Source organism: Actinomadura alba (genome assembly GCF_014323705.1).
Lineage (GTDB): Bacteria > Actinomycetota > Actinomycetes > Streptosporangiales > Streptosporangiaceae > Actinomadura_C > Actinomadura_C alba.
Genome location: NZ_JABVEC010000073.1, coordinates 1 through 9,578, shown reverse-complemented (window position 1 = coordinate 9,578; position 9,578 = coordinate 1). Strand labels below are relative to the sequence as shown.

At 69.7% G+C, this 9,578-nt stretch carries 9 protein-coding genes, 2 tRNA genes and 1 pseudogene; 8 read left to right on the top strand and 4 right to left on the bottom strand.

Annotation, left to right across the window (positions count from 1 at the left end):
* A pseudogene (locus HKK74_RS38640) lies at positions 1 to 624 on the bottom strand (metal-dependent phosphohydrolase); the annotation flags it as partial.
* 520 nt (positions 625 to 1,144) lie between these two features.
* Between HKK74_RS38640 and rsfS the strand changes: the two are divergent.
* From rsfS to HKK74_RS38625, 3 genes are all read left to right on the top strand, one after another.
* Positions 1,145 to 1,546, top strand: coding sequence for a ribosome silencing factor (gene rsfS, locus HKK74_RS38635; RefSeq protein WP_187248403.1), 402 nt, complete (start codon positions 1,145 to 1,147; stop codon positions 1,544 to 1,546).
* A complete protein-coding gene (locus HKK74_RS38630; protein ID WP_312882203.1) occupies positions 1,543 to 2,196 on the top strand; it encodes a histidine phosphatase family protein in 654 nt (217 codons plus the stop codon). Before rsfS ends, HKK74_RS38630 begins: the two co-directional genes overlap by 4 nt.
* Positions 2,197 to 2,279: 83 nt before the next feature.
* Positions 2,280 to 2,352: transfer RNA gene (locus tag HKK74_RS38625), tRNA-Ala, on the top strand.
* A gap of 73 nt (positions 2,353 to 2,425) precedes the next feature.
* On the opposite strand, the gene HKK74_RS38620 is transcribed toward HKK74_RS38625, so the two are convergent.
* Complete coding sequence (locus HKK74_RS38620) at positions 2,426 to 4,258, bottom strand: BTAD domain-containing putative transcriptional regulator (protein ID WP_187248401.1); 1,833 nt, start codon at positions 4,256 to 4,258, stop codon at positions 2,426 to 2,428.
* A gap of 449 nt (positions 4,259 to 4,707) precedes the next feature.
* Positions 4,708 to 5,664, bottom strand: coding sequence for an ornithine cyclodeaminase family protein (locus tag HKK74_RS38615; RefSeq protein WP_187248400.1), 957 nt, complete (start codon positions 5,662 to 5,664; stop codon positions 4,708 to 4,710).
* Positions 5,665 to 6,061: 397 nt separating this feature from the next.
* Here HKK74_RS38615 and HKK74_RS38610 point away from each other — a divergent pair.
* Positions 6,062 to 6,134: transfer RNA gene (locus HKK74_RS38610), tRNA-Ala, on the top strand.
* An 88-nt stretch (positions 6,135 to 6,222) separates the two neighbouring features.
* Positions 6,223 to 7,260: a hypothetical protein gene (locus HKK74_RS38605; RefSeq protein ID WP_187248399.1), complete on the top strand. Its 1,038-nt coding sequence runs from the start codon at positions 6,223 to 6,225 to the stop codon at positions 7,258 to 7,260.
* Positions 7,261 to 7,317: 57 nt separating this feature from the next.
* On the opposite strand, the gene HKK74_RS38600 is transcribed toward HKK74_RS38605, so the two are convergent.
* Positions 7,318 to 7,785, bottom strand: a complete 468-nt coding sequence (locus HKK74_RS38600) for a cupin domain-containing protein (protein ID WP_187248398.1) — start codon at positions 7,783 to 7,785, stop codon at positions 7,318 to 7,320.
* Positions 7,786 to 7,905: 120 nt separating this feature from the next.
* Between HKK74_RS38600 and HKK74_RS38595 the strand changes: the two genes are divergently transcribed.
* The 3 genes from HKK74_RS38595 to HKK74_RS38585 all read left to right on the top strand — a co-directional run bounded on the left by HKK74_RS38595 (position 7,906) and on the right by HKK74_RS38585 (position 9,204).
* Positions 7,906 to 8,337 carry a MarR family winged helix-turn-helix transcriptional regulator gene (locus tag HKK74_RS38595; protein ID WP_222723262.1) on the top strand — a complete coding sequence of 144 codons (432 nt, stop codon included), beginning with the start codon at positions 7,906 to 7,908 and terminating at the stop codon, positions 8,335 to 8,337.
* Positions 8,334 to 8,750, top strand: coding sequence for a hypothetical protein (locus HKK74_RS38590; RefSeq protein ID WP_187248397.1), 417 nt, complete (start codon positions 8,334 to 8,336; stop codon positions 8,748 to 8,750). Before HKK74_RS38595 ends, HKK74_RS38590 begins: the two co-directional genes overlap by 4 nt.
* 79 nt (positions 8,751 to 8,829) lie before the next feature.
* Complete coding sequence (locus HKK74_RS38585; RefSeq protein ID WP_187248396.1) at positions 8,830 to 9,204, top strand: Mth938-like domain-containing protein; 375 nt, start codon at positions 8,830 to 8,832, stop codon at positions 9,202 to 9,204.
* The last annotated feature ends 374 nt before the right edge of the window (positions 9,205 to 9,578 follow it).

Genomic DNA, 9,578 nt, shown 5'->3' with positions numbered 1-9,578 from the left:
CAGCAGCACGAGCACGAGGACCCCGGGGCCCAGCGTCGGCCACAGCCCGGCGATGAGCAGCCCGATCACCCCGTAGCCGAGGACGCCGACGGCCAGGTGCCCGCTGGCCCAGAGCAGCCCCCACAGGGGGGCCTGCTTGCTCAGCAGCAGTACGCCGCCGGCGAGCAGGAGATTGACGACGACGTAGGTCACGAGCGCGCCGAGGAAGGGCGTGAGCGCGTATTCGACCCAGTGCGGCTGGGCCGGCTGGTGCGTCAGGCCCCCGAGGGCGGAGTAGACGGTGCCTGCGGCGTAACCGCACAGCGCGAACTGGGCCCCATTGAACAAGCGCTTGACGGGTGAGCGGAGCCTCTGCCCGGTGATGATCGCGCTCGCGCCGACGACCGCGGCGCCGACAGACCCGAGCAGCACGACGGAGGCGAGACCCGCTGCGTAGCTCATGCTCACGCGCGCCCGCTCGACGCTCAGTTTCGCCGGGGCGGAGTCGAGGGCGATGAACAGCACGACGAGGACGGCCAGCACGTGGTGGTCCAGCCGCGCGTACGAGGACATCGCGAGGAGTGCGACGGCGGCCGCGACGGTGCCGCACACGTACGCCCAAGCGGAGAGGGGAAGTCCACGCATTGCTGCCCCTAGGGGGTCGATGACGTGCGTTGATCGGGGTTGAGGGTCCCCAGGGTGGCTCCAGTGTCGGAAGGAGCGTAACCAGAGTGACCTGAGCCACACCTGAAATCAGGGAAGCGTGAACCGCGCGTGAGGTAATCGTCACCTGAACGGTCTATGTCGCACGTCCCGTGCTCGATGGCGCCATCGGTGGGGATGGTGCAGGCCCGGTTGCAGGCATCTGTTTCTCCGCCATCCCCCCGCGGGCTGATTGACACGGTGTTCTGCCTGGTCAGAGCCGGGTTCAACGATCTGGGCCCAGGCGGGCGGAGCCCCATGACTTGTGCTTGAGTGTGCGAAATTTCGGCTATGGCGGCAATATTGTGGCTTGTCACGGCGAGGACGGTGGAAAACACCTTCGGGGAAGCCGATGGGCCCGGATAGTCTCGTGGGAAGCACCGTTGGACCTGGGCCGCTTAACCCGTCATGAGAAGGTGGAAGCCGGGACATCGTCCCCGGACAAGGAGGATCACGTCGCACCGTGACAGCATCCGATAAGGCAACCCAGCTGGTCCGGCTCGCCGCAGAGGCGGCGGGGGAGAAGCTGGCCGATGACATCATCGCCTATGACGTGAGCGACCAGCTCGTCATCACCGACGCGTTCGTGCTCTGTTCGGCGGCGAGCGACCGTCAGGTCCGTGCGATCGTCGACGAGATCGAGAAGCGGCTTCGTGAGGATGCCGACGCCAAGCCCGTACGCCGTGAGGGCGAGCGCGAAGGCCACTGGGTGCTGCTCGACTACATCGACATCATCGTTCATGTACAGCACGAAGAGGACCGGCTCTTCTACGCCCTCGAGCGGCTGTGGAAGGACTGCCCGCGGATCGAGCTGCCCGAAAGCGTCAACGCGCACGCCGCCCAGCGCGGGCGGAGCGCGCTGTGACGCAGGTTCCGGCCGGCCGGGGCAAGCGCCGCCTGGTGCTCTGGCGGCATGGCCAGACGACCTGGAACCTCGAGCAGCGCTTCCAGGGCAAGACCGACATCGAGCTGGACGAGACCGGCGTGGCCCAGGCGGAGCGTGCCGCCCGGCTGCTGTCGGGGTTGAACCCCACCGCGATCATCTCCTCGCCGTTGCGGCGCGCCGCGACGACCGCCGGATCGCTGGCCCGGCTCACCGGGCTGGCGGTGGCATACGACGCGGATCTGATGGAGCGTGACGGCGGAGAGTGGGAAGGGCTCACCGCCACCGAGATCCGCGAGCGCTATCCCGCCGAGCACGCGGTGTGGGAGCCGCCGGGCGGCGAGACCAGCGAGCAGGTGGCCAAGCGGGTCGCGGCGGCGCTCGGGCGGGCGCTCGACGGAGTGCCCTCCGAAGGGGTACTGGTCGTAGCCTCGCACGGCGCCGCGCTGCGCCTCGGCATGGCCGAGGTGCTTGGATTCCCCGAGGAGATCTGGGGGCGCCTCGGCGGCCTTTCCAACTGCAACTGGTCGGTCCTCGCCGAGGGCCGTTCCGGCTGGCGGTTGATCGAGCACAACGCCGGCACCCTGCCCAAGCCGGTGCTCAGCGACGACCGCACGGAGAACGGGGCCTGAGCGCTCCCGGAATCCGGTTCGATCCGAGGTTCGGTGTCCTATACACTGGCGAAGCGCTGCGGGTGAGAGCCCAGCAGTCGCACGGGGCTATGGCGCAGTTGGTAGCGCGCCTCCATGGCATGGAGGAGGTCTGGGGTTCGAATCCCCATAGCTCCACAGATCTGGGTATGAATCCGGGCCGGTACGGGCGATACGCCCTCGTACCGGCCCTTCGCCATTCCGGGCACGGTCAGGGCCGCTGCGGGGGGATCGATCCGCCCACATGCCAGGTCCGCGGAGTAGGCGGCTGGACCGTCTCGGGCCGGATCGCCACCAGCGTCTCGCGCAGGGCCTGGGCCGTCGCAGGGGCGATCAGCCCCCAGACGATGAGATCCTCCACCGAGCCGAAACCGCCCTGGGCCTGCCGTTGGGCCACGATCTGCCGTGCCTGGTGCGCGGTCATGCCGGGCAGGGCGGCGAGGACCGGCGTGGGTACGGCGTTGACGTCGACCAGCCCGCCGTCCTCGAAGAACTGCGGCAGGTCGGGGCGGCCGATGTTCAGCTCACGAGCGATCGCCGGGTAATAACGCACCAGCGAAAGCGCCTGCTCCCGGCGGACGCGGCGTTCGAGATCGCCGATCAGACTGGGGTCCAGACGGCGTGTGGAGGCCTCGCGACGGGGCCAGGTGACCAGCAGAGCGCAGTGCACGGCCCCGCCCACCATCAGCACCAGCATGGAGGTGACAGCGAGGTTCTCCATCGTGGAACCGGCGGGTTCGGACTCGTCCAGTCCCATGAACATGAGGACGACGAGGCCGACGTAGCCGAGGGTGACCAGGGTCAGGAGCCAGCTCCGGCGGCGGGCCGCGAAGTAGCCGATGCCCACCCAGGTCAGCATCCCGAAAGAGCACACCGGCACCGCCGCCGCGACCAGTCTGCGCAGCCACGGCTGCCGGTAGAAGGGCACCGGCCAGACCGGGGCGTGCATTGGGACCGGTTGTACCCAGACCGGCCGAGGGCCCCAATAATGCATGCCGGTCATGACGGGATGCGGCACCTGCATTCCGGGCTGCGGTACTTGCACACCGGGTTGGGGTACCTGCATGCCGGGCTGCGGCACCTGCACGCCGGGCTGGGGCACTTGCCCGGCGGGCGATCCCGGTGCCTCGCGCGGCCCGGGGGATCCCTGCGGCTCCGGCGTCACCGGTGCCCAGGCTTCCGCGTCCACGGGCGGCCGCGTGGCCGGCGGGTCCGGATCGGCCGGCGGGGTCTTGACCAGCGAGGGTGGTCCCTCATCGGCGCCGGGCCTTGCCCCTAGGGCCGGGTCGGAGCGAAGGATGCCGACGTGCAGTTGCTGAAGCCGCTCTCCCGGTTCGACGCCGAACTCGTCCGTCAGGAAGCGTCGCGCGTCCCGGAACGCCGCCAGTGCCTCGGCCTGCCGCCCGCTGCGGTAGAGGGCGAGGATGAGCAGATAGCGCGACTGCTCCCGCATCGGGAACTCGGCGACCAGCCGGACGAGTTCCGCCACGAGCCGGTGATGGTGCCCCAGCTCGAGCTCGATCTCCGCGCACGCCTCCAAAGCGCCCGCACGGTCCTCTTCCAGCCGTTCGCGCGCCGCGTCGAACGCGGGCCCCTGGAGCCCCGCCAGAGCCTCGCCCCGCCACAGTCCGAGTGCGGTGCGCAGATGCTCGATGGCCTCGCCCCGCCGGTCCTGCGACCGCGCCTCACGGGCCTGTCGCAGTCGGCGCTGGAACAACTCGGCGTCGAGACGGTCGGGCTCGACGTGCAGTGCGTAGCCGGCGTCGTCGAGGGTCAGCGCTCGCCACGGCGTTCGGGGCTCGCGGTTCGGTTCGAAGATCCGCCGGAGCCCGGCGACGTACTTCTGGACGACGTTGGCGCCGTTCTCCGGCGGATCGTCGCGCCACACCGCGTCCACGATCGCGGCCGTCGGTGTGGGCCTGTTGGCGTTGAGAAGGAGTACGGCGAGGACCGCGCGTTGCTTTCCCGGGCCGAGGTCCAGCTCATGGTCCCCGCGCCAACCTCGCAGCCGCCCCAGAATCTCGAAGCGCAGGGACGCGTCCACCCCAGACTCCGCCTCAGTCACCGTCGTCCCTTTCCACATCTCCCGCCGCCCGCAGGTTCGGGCCTACGCCGGGTCCAGCGGTACGCCCCTCTACCGCTGACCAGGCACGCTTCGTTGTTCCGGCAGCGAAAGCACAATCGGAGCGCATGCCCACCGCAGCGACAGAGCAGCGACAGAGCAGTGGCAGTGCAGTGGCAGGGCAGGTGCGGGCAGCCGGAACGCAGCTGTCGGCAGCATAACGACAGCGAATCGGCTGTGGCGCCCACGAACATCACACCTCAGGAACTAAGTCTGTATTCCCGTAGAAAAGCGCCACTCCGGTCATATCCGGAGAAAGGCTTCTGGCGCGTATCCGCGCACCGTTCTGTTCGTCACCACGAAGCGCGTGACCCGGGTGCCGGGCCGTGTCACACCCCTGATGAGGGCAGGAGGGTGACACGGCCCTCCGGTCAGGACAGGAAGTCGATCCGGGTTCCGCCGCCGTCCGACAGGGCCGCCTGGTAGCAGGCCCACGCCAGGGCGAGATCCTGCCAGGGAAGGCCGACCGGCGCGTAGACGGTGAGTTCGCCGGGGCTCGAACGGCCGGGGTGCTCGCCCCGCAGGACTTCGGTGAGGGTCGCCGCCACCGCCTCAGGGCCGAGGCCGGCGTTGCCGACGGCGCCCATCCGCAGGTTCAGTGGCACATCGTCGACGAACAGCGTGGCGCCGCGCAGCAGGTCCGCCGAGAGCTCCCGCTTGCCGGGCTCGTCGGCACCCAGGCTGGTGACGTGACAACCGGGAGGGACGTCGGGCAGGTCCAGGAGCGGCTCGCGCGCCCAGGTGGCAATGATCACGGTTGCGGCCGCCGCCGTGATCTGCCTGGGGGTCGCCACGACGCGCGCGGGCGCGCACGTCATGGCTTCGGCCTCTGCGGTGAAGGCCCGGGCCCGGTCGGCGGAGAGGTCGCAGACGACGACGGAGTCGTGCCGTCGCAGCGCGGCGAGCCCTCGCACGACCATCCCGGCCTGAGCGCCGGCTCCGATGACGCCCAGCGTGTCGGCGCCTGGCGGAGCCAGCAGATCCGTGGCGAGCGCCGCCGACAGGCCGGTACGCCAGGCGGTCACCTCGGCGGAGTCCATGACCGCGAACAGCGTGCCGTCTTCGACCGAATGCAGGCAGAGCAGACCGCGCAGGGCCGGAACGGCATCGGGGAACTTCGCGTTGACCTTCACCGTGTAGGCGGGGATCCCGCCGATGAGGCCCGGGAGCAGCGTGGTCGCCGAACTGCCGGCCCGAGGCAGGTCGGTGCGTACGCGCAGCGCCTCGATGGGCGGGCGCTCGGCCGTGAACCCCGCGCGCAGCGCGCCGAGTGCGGCGTCGACCTCGAGCAGACGCCGTACGTCGGACCGGGTGAGCAGTACGGTCATCGGATCATCACCCGGAGAGTCTCCCACCGGGGATGATCAGACCGGCGGGCCGCACGGACGGGCGCGCCGCTTCGCCGGTACGGTCTCAGCGATCTCGCATCGTCACGGCGACCCTGTTGATCTCCTGCTCGCCCAGGGAGCAGTTGCACTGGCCACAACCAGGCTGGACGTCCATGGCTCCACCCTCCTCCGGCTACCTGACCAGAGGCTATGTTCACCCGTACCGCTGAGCACCTCACTCGGGGGCGACAGATGCCTCTCCGGTGCGCTGGTCTCACGGGCGGCCGCAACACCGGTGCGGGCGGAGCGGCGTGCCCGCCGGGCGGCGCGCAGGTGTCCCGAGCGGCCGGACGGGTGGGCTAAGCTTCCGTGTGCGCCGGATCGCGGATCCGCGCATGGGGCTATGGCGCAGTTGGTAGCGCGCCTCCATGGCATGGAGGAGGTCTGGGGTTCGAATCCCCATAGCTCCACTCGAAATTCCTACTCCTCCCGTTGAACCTTCCGGTGCCCGCCTGCGGTACCACCCGTAGGGATGCCGCCCAGGGGAGGAACGGGCCGATGCTCACCGAGTTCGAAGCTCGCCGCGCGTGTCATTGGCTGCTGCTGCGACTCGCCGGGCGTCTGCCCGACGGGCTGATGACCGGCTCCCGGCATCTGCTGCACGAGGGCCGCTACCGCGAGATGGCCATGGACTTGACGCTCGCCGTCGTCGGCCACGGTCTTCGGCCGACCCGTGACGACGCGCGGTGCCTGGTCGAACTGCTGCACGACGACGGCTCCGGTCTGGCGGCGCTCGTGCTGGCCCAGTCGTCGTACGGCGATCCGATGCCCCGGCATTGGTTCGGTCCCGCCGCGGCGGGCCGGGGCGTCTCCGCGGGCCACGTCGACGAGGCGGCCGTCGCGGCCGCCTCGGCGGAGCACGGGGCGCGCGGGCTCTGGCGGGCTTGGCGGCACCCGCCCGGCGGGCATGAGCGAGCGGCGAAGCGCGTGTTCGTCGTGGAGGTCGACGCCGGCTCGGACGCGGTCGGGCTCGCCGACCGGCTGCAGTACCGGATCGCCGCGGCGGGAGAGCCGTGCCCCCAGGTCGAGGTCTACCCTGCCGGCGAGTGGCTGCCGGCCTACCAGCGCACGGCCCGAGCCGAGGGCGACCTGCTCTGGTCGGCCGACCCGGACCCCGGCATCCGCATCGCCTCGGTGGTCGAGGGATGCGTTGGGATCCACCCGGCCGCCCTCGAGTGCGCCCCGCGAATCGATGACCTGTACGAACGCGAACGCCTGCTGGGCTATCTCGAGGCGGGCACGCCCATCCTCATCACCACGGCGCTCATCTACGACGTCATCCACCGCGACCGCGGTCGCGTCGTGCCGATGAGCTTCCGTACCGACGGAACCTGGATCTGGAGCGACATCACGCCCTACTACCTGCGCACCCACGGCATCCGTCCGGAGTCCGCGTTGCTCGAGCACATTCGCTCGAACGGCTACGAGATGCCGCCGGTCGACGGGGTCGCCGAGTTCCGGACGACCTCGGTCCTGTACCGGCGCGCGGACGACGACGCGGACGACGACGCGGCCGGCGCGCAGGAGAAGCGGTGAGGACCGATCGGACACGTCAGCCGATGTCGGCCGATCGGACCGGTGGGTCCCGCCGGGTCAGGATCCCGGCCGGGCGACCTCGGTGAACAGGCTCGGCAGATTGACCACGATGGCCTCCTGCGTGCTCCGCGCGATCACGACGACGGCCTCCTCGTCCGATGCGGGATTCTCCTCGCGGTGCGGAACGTACGGCGGAACGAACACATAGTCGCCGGGCGCCGTCTCGACCCGTACCTCGTGGCCGCCTTCGGCGAACACGAAGACGGGATGGCCGGAGACGATGTAGATCGCCGTCTCGGCCTCGCCGTGGTGGTGGTCACCGGAATTCGTGGCGGGGCCGACATGGGTGCGGCCCATCCATAGCCTCTGGGCGCCGACCGTCTCGCCCGAGATCGCCTCGAACCGCCGCATCCCCGACGTCTGCGCGGTGTCGGAGCTGAGCTCGCCGGAACGGATGTGCTCCAGCCGCCGATGCCAGTCCGCGGTACCGGCGCCTCCGGGCCGAGCCGTTGTGTGATCGCTCACAGGTCGATTCTCGCACCTCGCTCCGTGGCGGCCTCGGGCTCCGATGTCGTCCCGTTTTGAGCGCGGGCGATAAGCGTCCGAGCGTTGGGCAAATAGTCCATTATCGTATAATCTATTCTCGTGATATCCGAATCCGTGGCATCGGCGCGGCCGGCTCTCCTGCTGCTGCAGCAGGCCACGCACGCGACGCTGAACGCGCTCTCCGCCACCCTGTCCCACCTGGGCATGACGCCGTCGGAGCTCAACGCCCTGGCCAATCTCGCGGACGGGCGGCGCCGGAGCGTCGCCGAGCTCGGCATGGCGACCGGGACGCGCGCCACCACGCTGACCGGAGTGCTGGACCGGCTGGAGCGGAAGGGGCATCTCGTCCGCCGTGCCCACCCCACCGACCGCCGTGCCGTCATGATCGAGCTCACCTCGGCGGGCACCGACGTGGCGGCCGAAGTACGCGAAGCCGTCACCGAACTGGAGGACCGCCTGATCGGACGGCTTCCCGCTGAGGCGGTCGCCGGGTTTCGCGCGGTCGTCACCGCACTCGCGGAGGCTAGATGATCGACGACTTCGAGCGGCTGATGGAGCGGGTGAGGGGAGACGGGGGCGCCTTCGGCCACCGTGAACACCTTCACCTGGCCTGGCTCGCGGTACGGGAGCACGGCACGATGGGGGCGCACGAGCGGATCGGCGCGGGGATCCGGCGGGTGGCGGAGTACGCGGGGAGACCGCAGAAGTACAACGCCACGGTGACTCGCGCGTGGATCGAACTCGTCGGCCATCACGTCGAGACCGAGCCGCGCTCCGGCGACTTCGACGGCTTTCTGGAGCGGCATCCGGCACTGCTCGACAAGCGCCTGCTCTCGCGGTTCTACCGGTCCGTCACGCTGGCGAGCGAGCCCGCACGGCGGGGATGGGTCGAGCCTGATCGTGCGCCCTTCCCATGGATCGACGGATGCTCGTCGGGTGCCTAGCCTGACTTGTTTCAGTACCCGGCGCCCGTGCCGGGCGGCCACCGCGAAGAGGTGGTTCGGTGGATGTAGGAGGACCTCGATGGAACGACCGGACCGCTCGCCGCGCATCACCCATATCTCCTGGGGGCGGATGGAGGTCGAGGGCATCGGATCCGGAAAGGACTTCAAGCTCTATCCGGGTGGCGGACGCCTCTGGGACTGGTCCGAGACCGGCACCCGGCACAGCCCGGGAATTCAGCCGGCCGACGTGCGGGAGCTCCTGGACCACGGCTGCACGGTGGTCGTGCTCAGCCAGGGGATGGAGCTGCGCCTTGAGACCACACCAGAGGTCCTTGGCCTGCTGGAGGCCGCTGAGGTCGAGGTTCATGTCGAAGAGACCACCGCCGCCGCGGAGCTCTACAACCGGCTGGCCGAATCCCACGCGGTGGCCGGCCTGTTCCACTCGACGTGCTGATCGGCATCCGACCTGGGAGTTTGGCGCATCAACCGGCTGGGTACGGCAATCGAGTTGACGCGGCCGGTGCGAGCGTCTAACGTTCTACCTGCCCGACGGGATGCGGAACGCCAGATGGCGGTCGGCCCTCGGGACTCCTCCACTCTCGATCGATCGTCGTGCTGGTTCACCGGTGCGGCGCTGATCGTGCGCGGTCGATCTCTATGGGATGCAGGACGCCTTCGTGGTGGCCGGCCCGCTCCGCTCGTTCGAGTGATCGCTTCAACGGCCTAGCCGGTGCGTGATCTCTGATGGGCTGAGGTCGAGTCTCTGTTAGATTCCGGTTCGCCCCGGGCTCTTGACAGGGGTTGGAAACTTAGTAAGATAGTAGGGTT

Excerpts from the sequence above, each read along its gene's own strand:
- HKK74_RS38615 (WP_187248400.1), bottom strand. The coding sequence starts at position 5,664 with ATGACCGTACTGCTCACCCGGTCCGACGTACGGCGTCTGCTCGAGGTC.
- HKK74_RS38605 (WP_187248399.1), top strand. The coding sequence starts at position 6,223 with ATGCTCACCGAGTTCGAAGCTCGCCGCGCGTGTCATTGGCTGCTGCTG.
- HKK74_RS38590 (WP_187248397.1), top strand. The coding sequence starts at position 8,334 with ATGATCGACGACTTCGAGCGGCTGATGGAGCGGGTGAGGGGAGACGGG.
- HKK74_RS38585 (WP_187248396.1), top strand. The coding sequence starts at position 8,830 with ATGGAACGACCGGACCGCTCGCCGCGCATCACCCATATCTCCTGGGGG.